This window comes from Actinacidiphila sp. bgisy144 (genome assembly GCF_057708105.1).
Map to the genome: position 1 here is coordinate 85,467 of NZ_JBYIRM010000017.1, position 14,640 is coordinate 100,106.

Below are 14,640 nucleotides of genomic sequence, written 5' to 3' on the forward strand. Positions count from 1 at the left end.
GACGCCTCCTGGGCGCGCTCGGGGCCTGCGCGCGGTCGCGGCAGTGGGGGAAGACCCGCAGCCTACGAACGGTCCGCCGCACCGGCTACGCGCCGTGCGCGCACCTGGCCGCGCCCGGTCATCACCCGGCTGACAACCGCGCCGCCGCGCCGTCCAGCCGCCCCGCCCCGCTTCACCGCAACTGGCGCAACCGCAGGGCGAGTTCCATCTCGAAGCACGCGTCCGGCTGCTGGAGCCGCGCGCCGAACAGCTCGTCGAGGCGGCGTAAGCGGTAGCGGACGGTCTGCGGATGGATGCCCAGCCGCACCGCCACCTCACTGGCGTTGCGGCTGCACTGCAACCACGACAGCAGCGTCTCCGCCAGCCGGTCCCGGTACGGCCGCGGCATCCGCTCCAGCGGGCCCAGATGGCGCGCGCCGAGCGCGTCCACCAGGGCCTCGTCCTGGAAGAGCAGCAGCGTGGTGAGGTGGTCGGCGCACCGCACCAGCCCGCGTCCGGGCAGCACACCGCGCCGGGCCAGCGCCAGCGCGTCCAGCGCCCACCGCAGCGACCGGGCGCCCTCGGTGAGCGGCACCGCGGGCCCCAGCGCCGCGCGGTGGCCGCGCAGCGCCGCCTCGACGGCGCGGGACCGGCCGGGGCCGTCCGGGTCCGGCACCACCACACGGGTCGGCTTGCGGTCGAAGCGCACCAGCAGGTCCGGCGGCAGGATCGGCCGCGACTCCTCCTGCTCCCACTGTTGGTCGACCACGGCGACCGCGATCCGCGAGGGCACCGGCCAGCGGGCGGCGCCGGCCAGCGCCGCGATCGCCTGCGCGGTGGGCGGCTGCTCGTCGGTGAGCATGTCCAGCAGGCGCAGCCGGCGCCGCCGCGGCTCGTCGGCCAGCCGGGACTGGGCCTCGGCGAAGCCCGCCGAGGTGGCGGCGGCGATCTCGTCCAGGTGCACCAGCGCGGCCTCGCCGAGCAGCGCCAACTCCTGGCGGGGCAGCGCGTCGCGGCCCGCCAGGGCGCTGACGGTCCGCCAGGTGATGCGGGCGGCGATCCGCAGCGCGCCCTGGAAGGAGTCCAGCGAGCGGCCCTCGCGGGCCTCGCCGCGCCCGATGGCGTGGTAGATGTCGAAGATCTCGCGGGCGCTGACGCCGGGCGCGGTGAGCCGGTCCAGCAGGAGGTTCAGGCCGAGTTCGACGCCGGTGCTGATGGTGGTGGTGTAGGCGGCGTTGGTGGGGCGGGCGTATTCGGGGATGCCGGTGACGATCGCGCTCACCACCTCCCGCCGGATGTCCTCGGTCAGCGGGCGCAGGTGCTCGGCGAGGCCGGCGGGGAACCGGTTGAACGGCTCCTCCGCGAGTTCGGCCCGATGTCCCGCCACGGCATGGCTCAGCACGGCGCGGCCCCTTCCGCTCGATCAGGTGGAGTGCCGTGACCTTACTCTCCGGTAGCAACACGTGCACCAGTAGTGAACCGGACACGGCCGCCGGCAGCTGCCCGCGGTTGATTTCCCTGTCACCTGGATGACAGTGCGCTGCCGCGGTCCGCTCACCGGCCTCAGCGCCGCCTGCGGCGATGCCGCGTCCGCCGGGCGAGCGCCGCGCGGCGCCGGGGGGCGGTTGTCACCGAAGTGACAGGGCCCGCGCGGACCGCTGTCAGGTCCCGCACTACTCCGCCCGCCCCACCCGGCGGAGCCTGCTGGTGTCCATGACGCCCCTGGCCGGAGGAGGACCTGGCATGACGCGTACCGCCGAGTTCGAGGCCCGCCGGGCCCGCCTGCTGCGGGGCGGCCCGCCCGAGGCCGTGGCCCGGCTGCGCGCCCGCGGCCGGCTGACCGCCCGGGAACGCGTCGACGCGCTGCTGGACGCCGGGTCGTTCACCGAGTTCGACGCGTTCGTGCGATCCCGCGCGACCGGGTCCGGGACGGCCGACCGGCGGCCGGACGGCGACGGCGTCGTCACCGGCCACGGCACCGTGGACGGCCGCCAGGTCGCGGTGTTCGCGCAGGACCCCACCGTCTTCGGCGGCAGCATGGGGGAGGCGTTCGGGCAGAAGGTCGCCAAGGTGATGGACCACGCCGTCAAGGTCGGCTGCCCCGTCATCGGCCTCAACGACGGCGGCGGCGCCCGTATCCAGGAAGGCGTCGTCGCGCTCGCGCACTACGCCGAACTGGTGCGCCGCAACGTACGGGCCTCCGGTGTCATCCCCCAACTCTCCCTCGTCCTCGGCCCGTGCGCGGGCGGCGCCGCGTACTCGCCCGCGCTCACCGACTTCACCGTGATGGTCCGCGGCATCTCGCACATGTTCGTCACCGGGCCCGACGTCATCCGCTCGGTGACCGGGGAGACCACCACCGCCGAGGAGTTGGGCGGCGCCCACACCAGCGGCGCGGTCAGCGGCACCGCCCACTACGTCGCCGACGACGAGGCGGACGCCTTCGACTTCGTCCGCGTCCTGCTGTCCTACCTGCCCGCCAACAACCGTGCCGCGCCACCGCAGTACGGCCGGTCCGCCGACCCCGGCGTCACCGCGCAGGACCTGCTGCTCGACACCGTCGTGCCCGAAGAGCCCGGCCGCGCCTACGACATGCGGGACATCCTGCGCCGCGTCGTGGACGACGCCGAACTGCTGGAGGTGCAGGAGCTGTTCGCGCCGAACATCATCTGCGCCTTCGCCCGCGTCGAGGGCTCCTCGGTCGGCGTCGTCGCCAACCAGCCGCTGCACTTCGCCGGCGCGCTGGACATCGACGCGTCCGAGAAGGCGGCCCGCTTCGTCCGGTTCTGCGACGCGTTCGGCATCCCGATCCTGTCCTTCGTGGACGTGCCCGGCTACCTGTCCGGGGTCCGGCTCGAACACGAGGGCATCGTGCGGCGCGGCGCGAAACTCCTGTACGCGTACGCCGAGGCCAGCGTGCCCACCGTCACCGTCGTGGTCCGCAAGGCGTACGGCGGCGGGTACGCCGTCATGGGCTCCAAGCACCTGGGCGCCGACCTCAACCTCGCCTGGCCCACCGCGCGGATCGCCGTCATGGGCGCCCAGGGCGCCGTCGCGATCCTGCACCGGCGGGCGCTGGCCGCGGCCGAGGACCCCGAACTGCTGCGCAAACAGCTCGTCGAGGAGTACGAGAACGACTTCGCCACGCCGTTCCAGGCCGCCCAGCACGGCTACGTCGACGCCGTGATCATGCCGCACGAGACCCGCGGGCAGATCGTCCGCGGGCTGCGCGCGCTGCGGACGAAGGAACTGGCGGTGCCGCAGCGCCGCCACGGCAACATCCCGCTCTGACCTCGCACGTCCTTCCGCCGCCCCGCCGTACCGCCCTGCGAACGCCGAGCCCACCGCCCCGTTCCGTACGCCCCGTTCCGTACGCCCCCTTCGTACGTCCCCTCAGGAGTGCCTGTGCCGACACCGCCCCCCACGCGGCCCGTCCCGCTGACCGAGTCCCTGCGCCGCTGGTCCGCCGAGCGCGGCGGGCAGCGGGCGTTCACCTTCGTCGACCACCCGACCCCCGACTCGCCCGGCCGGGCCCGCTCGCTGACCTGGCGGCGGCTGGACGAGCACGCCCGCGACATCGCGCTGCGGCTGCGCGGCCGGGTCGGCCCCGGGGAGCGCGCCGCCCTGATGCTGCCCCAAGGGCTCGGCTACGTCGCGGGTTTCCTCGGCTGCCTGTACGCCGGGGTGATCGCGGTGCCGCTGTTCGGGCCCGACCTTCCCGGGCACGCCGACCGGCTCGCCGCGGTCCTCGGCGACTGCGAGCCGCGCTGTGTGCTCACCGACGCCGCGACCGCGCCCGCGGTGGCCGCGTTCACCGCCGCGCACGGCATCCCGGCGGTGCCGGTGCTGCACGTCGAGCGCGCCGCGGGCGCCGAGCCGCCGCCGCGGATACCGTGGCCGGCCGCCGACCCGGAGGACATCGCCTACCTCCAGTACACCTCCGGCTCCACCCGCGTCCCCGCCGGGGTGATGATCAGCCACGGCAACGTCGTCGCCAACGCCCAGCAGGCGATCGACGCGTTCACCGCCACCGCCGAGGGCACCACGACCGTCGGCTGGCTGCCGCTCTTCCACGACATGGGCCTGGTGCTCAGCGTCGCCGCGCCCGTCGTCGGCGGCTTCCCCTCGGTCCTCACCGACCCCGTCGCCTTCCTCGAACAGCCCGTCCGCTGGCTGCGGTTGCTCGCCGCTTACCCGGGCGCCATCAGCGCCGCGCCGAACTTCGCCTACGACTACTGCGCCGCCCGGATCGACCCGGAAGAGGCCGCGGGCCTGCGGCTGGACGGGGTACGGGCGCTGATCAACGGCAGCGAACCGGTCCGCGCCGGCACCGTGGAGCGCTTCCGCGCTGCCTTCGCGCCGGCCGGGCTGCGCCCCGAAGCACACTGCCCCTCCTACGGGCTGGCCGAGGCGACCGTCTTCGCCACCACCGACCCGCCGACCGCGGCGCCCCGCACCCTGACCTGCGACCCGGACGCGCTCGCGCAGGGCCGGGTGGAGCCGGTCAACGACACGGCCACAGCGGCGGGTTCGGAGCCCGCGGCAGCGGCGGACGGCCCGGCGCCGGTGACGCTCGTCGGCTGCGGCACCCCGGTCGGCCAGGTGCTGCGCATCACCGACCCGCGCACCGGCCGCCCGCTGCCGGCCGGCCACGTCGGCGAGATCCGGCTGCGCGGCCCCAACATCGGCCTCGGCTACTGGAAGCGGGCCGACCGCTCCGCGGAGTCCTTCGCCGCCCGCATCACCGGCGAGTACGGCGACTGGCTGCGCACCGGCGACCTCGGCGCCCTGTACGACGGCCAGTTGTACGTCACCGGGCGGCTGAAGGACCTGCTCGTCGTGGACGGCCGGAACCACTACCCGCAGGACGTCGAGGAGACCGTGCAGGCGGCGGTGCCCCTGGTCCGGCGGGACCGGCTCGCCGTCTTCACGGCACCCGCCGGACCGGGGAGCGGACCCGGCGGTGACGACGCGGCCGCCGCCATCGCGGCCACCGCGATCGTGGCCGTCGCCGAGTACCGCCGCGGCGCGGAACCCACCGCCGACGAAGGTGCCGCAGCCGAGGGCGCCGCCCGCGCGGCCGTCTCCGCGCGCCACGGCATCCGCCTGGCCCGGCTCGTGCTGGTGCCCCCGGGCGCCGTGCCCCGCACGTCCAGCGGGAAGGTCGCGCGGTCCGCCTGCCGCGAGCGGTACCTCGCCGGTGCCTTCGCGCCGAAGGGCGGCTCCGGTGCGTAGCGTCGCCGCCCCGACCGCGACAGCCGCCCCGGCGGACCGGCGGCGCGGGGTGCGGGAGGCGGTCGTGGCCCGGCTGGGGGAGTGGTACGGCATCGACCCCGCAACCATCGACGACGACCGGCCGTTCGCCGAGTTGGGGCTCACCTCGCGGGACGCGGTCGCGCTGGCCGGGGACGTGCGCGAGCTGACCGGGGTGGCATTGGCGCCCACCGCGCTGTGGGACGCCACGACGCTCGGCCGGCTGCTCGACGTGATCGCCGCGGGCGGCACCGACGGCACCGACGGCACCGACGGCACCGACGGCACGGGCGGTACCGGCGGCACGGTCACGGTCGGCGGTCCCGGCACGGTCGGCGGCGCGGTGGCGCCCCCGCGCCCGCAGGCGGCGGCCACCGGCCCGGGCCCCTCCGCCGCACCGGCACCCGCACCCGCACCGGCGCCCGTACCGACATCCGTACCCGTGGCCGTCGTTGGGCTCGGGTGCCGGCTGCCCGGCGGCGCCACCTCGCCCGCGGCCCTGTGGGAACTGCTGTGCGCGGAGCGGGACGCGGTGGGCACGGTGCCGGACGACCGCTGGACGCCCTTCCTCCCGCCGGGCAGCCCGGCTGCGGACCCCGCGGCGCCGGGCGGGGTGAGCCGGCACGGCGCCTTCCTGCCGGACATCGCCGGCTTCGACGCGGAGTTCTTCGGCATCTCCCCCCACGAGGCCGTCCGGATGGACCCGCAGCAGCGGCTGCTGCTGGAGGTCGCCCGTGAGGGCCTGGACCACGCGGCGATCCCCGCCCCCGAACTCGCCGGCACCGCCACCGGCGTCTTCGTGGGCATCAGCGGCAACGAGTACGCGTCGCTGACCACCGCCGACCTCGGCGCGGTCGACGCCTGGACCCCGCCGGGCGCCGCGCTGAGCATCGCCGCGAACCGGCTCTCGTACGCGCTGGACCTGCGCGGCCCGAGCATGGCCGTGGACACCGCCTGCTCGTCGTCGCTCGTCGCGGTGCACCACGCCGTGCGCAGCCTCGCCGGCGGCGAGACGGACACCGCGCTGGCCGCGGGCGTCAACCTGCTGCTGTCACCCGCGCTGACGCTGGCGTTCCAGCGCGCGGGCGCCCTCGCACCGGACGGCCGCTGCAAGACGTTCGACGCGAAGGCCGACGGCATGGTGCGCGGCGAGGGCTGCGTGGTGGCCGTGCTCAAGCGGCTGGCCGACGCCGAACGGGACGGCGACCGGGTGCTCGCGGTGATCCGCGGCACCGCCGTGAACTCCGACGGCCGCTCCAACGGGCTGCTCGCCCCCAACCCCGCCGCACAGCGCGCCCTGCTGCGCCAGGTCCACGGCGACCAGGGCACGCTGCTGGACTACGTCGAGGCGCACGGCACCGGCACCGCACTCGGCGACCCGATCGAGGCACACGCGCTGGGCGCGGTGCTCGGCGCGGGCCGGGACCCCGACCAGCCGCTGCTGCTCGGCTCGGCGAAGACCAACTTCGGCCACCTGGAGGCCGCCGCGGGCCTGGTCGGCCTGGCCAAGACGGTGCTCGCGCTGCACCACGGCGTGCTGCCGGCCCACCTCCACCTCGACCGGCCGAACCCGCTGATCGACTTCGACGCGCTCGGGCTGCGCGTCGTGACCGGCCCCGAACCCTGGCCGCGCTACTCCGGCACCGCGACCGCGGGCGTCTCCGCGTTCGGCTTCGGCGGCACCAACGCCCATGTCGCGCTCGCCGAGTACCACCCGGCCGACGCGCCCCGGTCCCGCCCCCGGCCCGCCGTCACCGAGCCGCCGCCCGCCGTGCTCGTGCTCGACGCGGCGACGGACGCCCGGCTGCGCGCCGCCGCGGAGGACCTCGGCCGCTGGCTCACCACCCGGGACGGCCGCGCCGCGCCGTTGCGCGACACCGCCCGCACCCTCCACGGCCGTACCGGCCGCGGCCGCCACCGCGCCGCCGTCGTGGCCGCGGACCACGCCGAGGCCGCCGACGCCCTCACGGCGCTAGCCGCCGGCCGGCCCCACCCCGCCCTGGTGCGCCCGGCCCCGCCGCCGCTGCCCGACGGACCCCGGCCCGCCTACCCGCCCCGCCCGTCGGACAGCGCCCGCCCGGTGTGGGTCTTCTCCGGCTACGGCTCGCAGTGGCCCGGCATGGGCAGCCGGCTGCTCGCGGCGGAACCGGCGTTCGCGGCCGCCGTGGACCGGCTGGAACCGCTGCTGGCACGCCAAGCAGGCCTGTCCCTTCGCGCGCACCTGCGGCCCGACGCGGAGTTGGCGACCCCGTCCGTGGTGCAGCCCGTGCTCTTCGGGCTCCAGGTCGCGCTGGCCGCGCTGTGGCGCTCCTACGGCCTCCAGCCGGCCGCCGTCATCGGGCACTCCATGGGCGAGGTGGCCGCCGCGGTCGTGGCCGGCGCGATCGACGAGGAGAGCGGCGCGCGGATCATCGGCACCCGGGCGCGGCTGCTCGACGGGCTGTCCGGCGGCGCGATGGCCGTGGTGGAGCTGTCCGCGGCCGAGGTGCGCCGCCACGCCGCCACCTGCCCGAGCGTACGGGTCGCCGTGCACTCCTCGCCCGCGCAGAGCGTGGTGACCGGCACCGCCGGCGACATCGCGAACCTGGTCGCCGTGGTGCGCCGGCTGGGCGGAATGGCCCGCCCGCTGAGGGTGGTCGCCGCCGGGCACTCCCCGCAGGTGGACCCGCTGCTCACACCGCTCACCCGGCAGCTCGGCGAGGTGCCGCACACCGCGCCCGGCTGCGCCTTCTACGGCACCGTGCTGGACGACCCGCGCGAGGCGCCCGCCTTCGACGCCGGCTACTGGGCCGCCGGGCTGCGCCGCCCGGTGCGGTTCGCGCAGGCGGTCGCCGCCGCGGCCGCCGACGGCCACCGCACGTATGTCGAGATCTCCGCGCACCCCACCCAACTCCACCCGCTCGCCGAGACGTTGGCCGCCGACGGCATCGAGGGGGCGGTGCTGCTGCCGACGCTGCGCCGGAACACCGACGACGCCCGCGGCTTCCGCGCGGGGCTGGCCGCGCACCTGCTGCACGGCATCCCGGTCGCGCGGGACCTGCTGCACCCGGGGGCCCGGCTCGCGGACGTGCCCGTGGCCGGGTGGCGGCACCGCAGGTACTGGGCGGCGGCCGCGGCGGTGCACCGCGTACCGGCTGAACAGGCCTGCGAGGAGGGCGAGTCGGTGTCGTCGACCGCTTCCACGACCGCGGCTGCCCCTTCCACTGCCCCTCCCGCCGCCCCGACCGTCCTCGACCGCCTGCTCGGCCACGTCGCCCAGGTCATGGGATACACCCCGGCCGACATCGACCCGCGCGCCCCGCTGACCGACCTCGGCCTCGACTCCCTGATGGCGGCCCGTATCCTCGCCGCCGTCGGCCGGGACTTCGGGGTCGCCGTCGAGCCGCGCGTGCTACTGCGGCACGGCACCGTCGAGGCACTGGCGGCCTGGCTGGAAGCAGCGGGCAGCGGACCGGCTGCCGAACCCGCCCCGGTGACAGGGCCGTTGGCCGACCGGCGCCCTCGCCGCCGGGTCCAGCCGCGCGACGCCGCCGAGCGGCTGGTCGCCCACGCCTGGGCCGCCGTCACGGGCGGGCCGCCGCCCGGTGCCGAGGACGACCTCGGGCTGCCCTCCCGAGCGACCGGCCAGGTGATCCGGCTCGCCGAGGAGTTGGCCGCCCGCAGCGGACACCCGGTCACGCCGGGGGAGTTGGCGGCGGCCCGGCCGCCCACCGTGGCCGCGATCGCCCAACTCCTGCGCCCGCGCCTGGAATCGGCGTCCGGCGGCCCCGTACGCACCCTGCGCGCCGAAGGCACCCGGGCGCCGCTGTTCCTGCTGCACCCGGCGGGCGGCTCGTCCGCGGTCTACGCCGCCCTCGCCCAGCGGCTCGGCCCGGACCGCCCCTGCTACGGCCTGGACCGGCTGCCCGACCTCGCCGACGTCGGCGACCGCGCCCGCGCCTACGCCCGGCTGATCCGCGCCACCCGCCCCAACGGCCCCTGGGTGCTGGGCGGTTGGTCGTACGGCGGGCTGGTCGCGCAGGAGACCGCCCGGCTGCTCGCGGAACCCGAGGCAGGCCCGGACCCGGACCCGGACCCGGACGCCGAGCCGCTCGCCGGGACGGTCGCCGCGCTGGTGCTCGTGGACAGCGTGCTGCCGCTGCCCGCCGAACGGCTCACCCCGCACGACGAGGCCCTGCGGCGCTTCGCCGGCTTCGCCCGCTACGTCGAGGAGACCTACGGCACCCGCCTCGACCTGCCGTACGACCACCTCGCCGCACTCGACGACGCCGGCCAGGTGGACCTCGTCGTCGGCGCGCTCGCCCGCACCGCCGACCTGCCCGCGGCCGTACTGGAACACCAGCGCGAGTCCTACCTCGACCTGCGCAGCGCCGAACGGCACACCCCGCGCCCCTACGCCGGCCGCACCCTGCTCTACCGTGCCACCGAGCCCGCCCCGCACACGGTGTACGACCCCCGGTACGACCGCGCGGACCCGGCGCTCGGCTGGGACGCCCACTGCCCGGACCTGACGGTCCGCCCGCTGCCCGGCCACCACCTCGCGCTCCTCGACCCGCCCGTGGTGGACGAACTCGCCGCGCTGCTCGCCCGCGACCTGGCCGCTCCCGTCGCCCCCGCCGCCGCCCCCGTACCGCCTACGACATGAGGTGTCCCATGCCCACGCACCGCCGTCTCACCGGGGCCGCCGCCGCACCGGCCGTCGCACTGGCCGTCGCGCTCACCGCCGCCTCGGCGCTCGTCCTCGGCCCGGCCGGCCCCGCGTCGGCCGCCACTGCCCGCGGCGCAGCGGCCGCCGTACCCGCCGGCACTGCCGCGGACGGCGCGCACGTCGTCTCCGAGACCTGGCTCGACGCCCGCACCGTCGACCTCCAGATCTCCTCGCCCGCGGTCGGCGGCACCGCGGCCACCCGGCTGCTGCTGCCCGCCGACTGGTCCGCCCAGGCCGGCCGCACCTGGCCGGTGCTCTACCTGCTCCAGGGCGCCCACGACGACTACACCTCGTGGACCCGCGAGACCGACATCGAGCAGTTCACCGCGGGCCAGGAGGTGATCGTCGCCATGCCGTCGTCCGGCCCGACCGGCATCCCCAGCACCTGGTGGAACTACGGCAGCGACCACCCCGACTACGAGACCTTCCAGGTCACGGAGCTGATGCAGCTGCTCCAGCAGGACTACCGGGCCGGCACCACCCGGGCGATCGGCGGGGTGTCCACCGGCGGCTGGGCGGCGATGGCCTTCGCCGCGCGGCACCCCGGCACGTTCGCCGCCGCGGCCTCGTACAGCGGCGTGCTCGACACCACGATGCCCGGCATGCCCACCGTGGTGGAGGCGATCGTCGCCCGGGAGAGCCTCGACCCGCTGTCGCTGTGGGGCTCGCCCGTCCTCAACTACGCGCTGTGGAGCGCCGAGAACCCCTTCGACGTCGCCTCGGGACTCCGGGGCACCAAGCTCTACCTCTCCTCCGGCACCGGAGTCGCCGGAGGCAACGGCGAGTTGAGCGCCGAGGCGCTGGAGACCGCGCTGTGGCCAGGATCGCAGGCGTTCGCCCTGCGGCTGGCGCTGCTCGGCATCCCGGTCCAGACGCACTTCTACACCGGCGGCACGCACAGCTGGACGTACTGGAAGGAGGAGTACAAGACGTCCTGGCCGCTGATCTCCCAGGCGCTCGGGCTGAACAGCTGAGCGGCCGAAAGGAGTTGCACCGCTGAACCGGCCGGCTGGCCGAACAGGGCGGCGTACGGCTACCGTTCGGCCCGCCACCGCACGAGCCGGCGGTACGCCTCCAGCCCGTCCGGCACGAACTCCCACTCCGCCAGCCGCTGCCGCAACTCCTCCTCGGTCACGAAGCCGTGCCATGCGACCTCCTCCGGCTGCGGCCGGACCGGGCCGTCCACCCGCACCTCGTACACCGCCGAGAACCAGCCGCCGGGCTGGTCCTGCCGGTCGTAGCGGAAGGTGAACAGGTGCGTGGGCTGCGGCAGTCCGCTCACCCCGAGTTCCTCCTCGGCCTCGCGCAGCGCCGTCGCGTCGTAGGACTCGCCCGCGCCGACCACACCGCCGACGAACATGTCGTACAGGGCGGGGAAGACGAGCTTGCGGGCGGTGCGGCGGTGCACGAAGATCCGGCCGGCCGGGTCGCGGGCCAGGATGAACGCGCAACGGTGCCGCAGCCCGCGCGCGTACGCCTCGCCGCGGGGGGAGGTGCCGATGACGTTGTCGTCCTCGTCCACGATGTCGATCACCTCGTGGACGGAGAGCAGGCCGCCGTCCTCGGTGGTGCCGTCGTCCTCGGCAGCGGCAGGGCCGGAGTGCGCGGGTGGTTCGCTCATACCGCGATTCAACCACCGCCCGCCGGGGGTCTTGCGCGGTGCGGGCATCGGCACGAGGATCGCGGGGCCGGTGACCCTGGGGCGAAGTGACGGGAGAGTACGGTGACGGATGCGGCGAACGGTCCGGTGGGCACGACCGCTGCGGCCGGTGCGCCGGTGTACGGCCGGGGCCGCACCGCACCGCTGCGGATCGCCAACTGCTCGGGCTACTACGGCGACCGGCTCGCCGCCGCCCGCGAGATGGTCGAGGGCGGCCCGATCGACGTCCTCACCGGCGACTACCTCGCCGAACTCACCATGCTGCTGCTGTGGAAGGCCCGGCGGCGCGACCCCGAGGGCGGCTACGCGCTGTCCTTCCTCGCCCAGATGCACGACGTGCTCGGCACCTGCCTGGACCGCGGCATCAAGGTCGTGGTCAACGCCGGCGGCCTCAACCCCGCCGGGCTCGCCGCGAAACTCCGCGAACTCGCCGCGGCCGCCGGGCTGCACCCCTCCGTCGCCCATGTCGAGGGCGACGACCTGCTCGACCGGCTGCCCGAACTCACCGCCCGCGGCCACGACTTCGCCCACCTCGCCACCGGCCGCCCGCTGGCCGCGGCCGGCGTCGAACCGGTCACCGCCCACGCCTACCTCGGCGGCTGGGGCATCACCCAGGCGCTGCGGGCCGGCGCCGACGTCGTGGTCTGCGGCCGCGTCACCGACGCCTCGCTCGTGGTCGGACCCGCCGCATGGGCGTTCGGCTGGGCCGCCGACGACTGGGACGCGCTGGCCGGCGCGGTCACCGCGGGCCACATCATCGAGTGCGGCACCCAGGCCACCGGCGGCAACTACTCCTTCTTCACCGAGATCCCCGACCCCGTCCACCCCGGCTTCCCCCTCGCCGAGATCCACCCCGACGGCTCCAGCGTCATCACCAAGCACCCCGGCACCGGCGGCGCCGTCACCGTCGGCACCGTCACCGCCCAACTCCTGTACGAGACCGGGCACCCCGCCTACCTCAACGCCGACGTGGTGGCCCGCTTCGACACCGTGCGCCTCACCCAGCAGGGCCCCGACCGGGTCGCGGTCGGCCCGGTCGCCGGGGAACCGGCGCCCGACACCCTCAAGGTGTGCGTCAACCACGTCGGCGGCCACCGCAACTCCGCGGTGTTCGTCCTCACCGGCCTCGACCTCGACGCCAAGGCCGACTACGCCGAGGCGGCACTGCGCGACGCCACCGGCGGCCCGGCCGCGTTCGCCGGGTACGACCTGCGGCGCGAGCACGGCCACGAGGTGGACCGCCTCACCCTCACCGTGAAGGACCCCGACCCGGCGAAGGTCGGCCGCGGCTTCTTCACGGCCGTCGCCGGCACCGCGCTGGCCGGCTACCCCGGGCTCTACCTGGAGCACGCGAGCGCCCGGCCCAGCGAATTCGGCGTGTACTGGCCCGCGTTGGTGCCCGCGGCGGAGGTGGCCGCGGTCACGGTGCTCGCGGACGGCACCCGGCTGCCGGTGCCCGGCCCGCCCGCGTCACCCGCGCCGTCCGCCTCGCCCGGACGCCCGCTGCCGGGACGCGCGGCCCCCGGGCTGCGGCCCGACGCCGTACCCCCGCCGCCGCCCCCCGTCGACGGAGCGCCCCGGCCCGAGCGCGCGGAACCGTACGGCGGTCGCGGCACCGCCACACCCGGCCGGACCGTGCGCCTGCCGCTCGGCACGCTCGTCGGCGCGCGCTCCGGGGACAAGGGCGGCGACGCCAACGTCGGACTGTGGGCCCGCGACGACGACACGTACACCTGGCTGCGCGACTACCTCGACGTGCCCCGACTGCGCGCGCTGCTGCCCGAGACCGCCCGGCTGCCGGTCAGCCGCTACGAACTGCCCGGCCTGCGCGCGCTCAACTTCGTCGTCCACGACCTGCTCGGCGACGGCGTCGCGGCCTCCACCGGCGCCGACCCGCAGGCGAAGGCGCTCGGCGAGCGGCTGCGCGCCCGGTTGGCGGACATCCCCGAGCACCTCGTGGAGCCGTCGCGGGCGCCGCACCCGGACCCCGGCGCCTGAGCGGTGCATGATCGGGGCATGAGCAATCTCGATGTGAAACCGTCCGCCAGCGTCTGCGGCGGCCGCGAGGACGTGTCCGCCGCCCCGGTCCGCGAACTGCTCGCCGGCCGCCTCACGCCGCTCGGCGAGAGCACCGAGGTGCGCCGGCTGCTCCCCAACCTCGGCCGCCGCATGATCGGCGCGTGGTGCTTCGTCGACCACTACGGCCCCGACGACATCGCCCGCGAGCCCGGCATGCAGGTGCCGCCGCACCCGCACACGGGACTCCAGACGGTGAGCTGGCTGCACGAGGGCGAGGTGCTGCACCGCGACAGCCTCGGCAGCAAACAGACCGTCCGGCCGCGGGAGTTGGGGCTGATGACCTCCGGGCGGGGCATCTCGCACTCCGAGGAGTCGCCGCGCGACCACGCCCGCTACCTGCACGGCGCCCAACTGTGGGTCGCGCTGCCCGACGCCCAGCGTCACATCGCCCCCGCCTTCGAGCACCACGCCGAACTCCCCGAGGTCACCGCCCCCGGGCTGCACGCCACCGTCATCCTCGGCGAACTCGACGGAAGTGCCTCACCCGGCACCGTCCACACCCCGCTCGTCGGCGCCGACCTCACCCTCGCCGAGGGCGCCGCCGCCCGCCTGCCCCTCCAACCCGACTTCGAGTACGCCGCCCTGGCCATGTCCGGCCGCGTCGACGTCGACGGCGTCCCCCTCACCCCCGGGTCGCTCCTCTACCTCGGCGCCGGCCGCCGCGACCTCCCCCTCCTCGCCGACACCGCCTCCTCCCTCATGCTCCTGGGCGGCGAGCCCTTCGCCGAGAAGTTGATCATGTTCTGGAACTTCGTGGCCCGCACCGCGGAGGAGATCTCCCAGGCCCGCGACGACTGGCACACCGGCACCCGCTTCGGCGAGGTCCACGGTTACGACGGCGCCCGCCTCCTGGCCCCTGCGCTCCCCCCGACCCCCTTGAAGCCGCGCGGCCGCGAGCGCTGACCAGCACGTATTTCGATTCTCCCGGCCCGCTCGGCGCGGCATGCCCGACCTGATCCCG

8 protein-coding genes are annotated in these 14,640 nt (G+C 76.1%); 6 read left to right on the plus strand and 2 right to left on the minus strand.

Translation table 11 applies throughout. From position 1 onward, the window contains the following. Window positions 1-172 precede the first annotated feature (172 nt). Window positions 173-1,381: a PucR family transcriptional regulator gene (locus AC3EVP_RS20520; protein WP_435131622.1), complete on the minus strand. Its 1,209-nt coding sequence runs from the start codon at window positions 1,379-1,381 to the stop codon at window positions 173-175. A 311-nt stretch (window positions 1,382-1,692) separates the two neighbouring features. Here AC3EVP_RS20520 and AC3EVP_RS20525 point away from each other — a divergent pair, with 311 nt between their 5' ends. From AC3EVP_RS20525 to AC3EVP_RS20540, 4 genes are all read left to right on the plus strand, one after another. Continuing rightward, a complete protein-coding gene (locus AC3EVP_RS20525) occupies window positions 1,693-3,270 on the plus strand; it encodes an acyl-CoA carboxylase subunit beta (RefSeq protein ID WP_435131753.1) in 1,578 nt (525 codons plus the stop codon). A gap of 114 nt (window positions 3,271-3,384) precedes the next feature. Next, window positions 3,385-5,214, plus strand: coding sequence for a fatty acyl-AMP ligase (locus AC3EVP_RS20530; RefSeq protein WP_435131623.1), 1,830 nt, complete (start codon window positions 3,385-3,387; stop codon window positions 5,212-5,214). After that, entirely contained in the window at window positions 5,207-9,877 is a 4,671-nt protein-coding gene (locus AC3EVP_RS20535; protein ID WP_435131624.1) for a beta-ketoacyl synthase N-terminal-like domain-containing protein, read from the plus strand. The genes AC3EVP_RS20530 and AC3EVP_RS20535 overlap by 8 nt, the downstream gene beginning before the upstream one ends. 8 nt (window positions 9,878-9,885) lie before the next feature. Next, entirely contained in the window at window positions 9,886-10,914 is a 1,029-nt protein-coding gene (locus AC3EVP_RS20540) for an alpha/beta hydrolase (RefSeq protein ID WP_435131626.1), read from the plus strand. Between the two features lie 59 nt (window positions 10,915-10,973). On the opposite strand, the gene AC3EVP_RS20545 is transcribed toward AC3EVP_RS20540, so the two are convergent. Then, window positions 10,974-11,561 carry an NUDIX hydrolase gene (locus AC3EVP_RS20545; RefSeq protein WP_435131628.1) on the minus strand — a complete coding sequence of 196 codons (588 nt, stop codon included), beginning with the start codon at window positions 11,559-11,561 and terminating at the stop codon, window positions 10,974-10,976. Between the two features lie 156 nt (window positions 11,562-11,717). Here AC3EVP_RS20545 and AC3EVP_RS20550 point away from each other — a divergent pair, with 156 nt between their 5' ends. Together AC3EVP_RS20550 and AC3EVP_RS20555 are read left to right on the plus strand one after the other, a co-directional pair. Beyond that, window positions 11,718-13,598: an acyclic terpene utilization AtuA family protein gene (locus tag AC3EVP_RS20550; protein WP_435131754.1), complete on the plus strand. Its 1,881-nt coding sequence runs from the start codon at window positions 11,718-11,720 to the stop codon at window positions 13,596-13,598. A gap of 18 nt (window positions 13,599-13,616) precedes the next feature. Continuing rightward, window positions 13,617-14,582 (plus strand): pirin family protein, encoded by a 966-nt coding sequence (locus AC3EVP_RS20555; RefSeq protein ID WP_335982315.1) that lies wholly within the window; start codon window positions 13,617-13,619, stop codon window positions 14,580-14,582. Window positions 14,583-14,640: the final 58 nt, after the last annotated feature.

Excerpts from the sequence above, each read along its gene's own strand:
- AC3EVP_RS20525 (WP_435131753.1), top strand. The coding sequence starts at position 1,693 with ATGACGCCCCTGGCCGGAGGAGGACCTGGCATGACGCGTACCGCCGAG.
- AC3EVP_RS20540 (WP_435131626.1), top strand. The coding sequence starts at position 9,886 with ATGCCCACGCACCGCCGTCTCACCGGGGCCGCCGCCGCACCGGCCGTC.
- AC3EVP_RS20545 (WP_435131628.1), bottom strand. The coding sequence starts at position 11,561 with ATGAGCGAACCACCCGCGCACTCCGGCCCTGCCGCTGCCGAGGACGAC.
- AC3EVP_RS20555 (WP_335982315.1), top strand. The coding sequence starts at position 13,617 with ATGAGCAATCTCGATGTGAAACCGTCCGCCAGCGTCTGCGGCGGCCGC.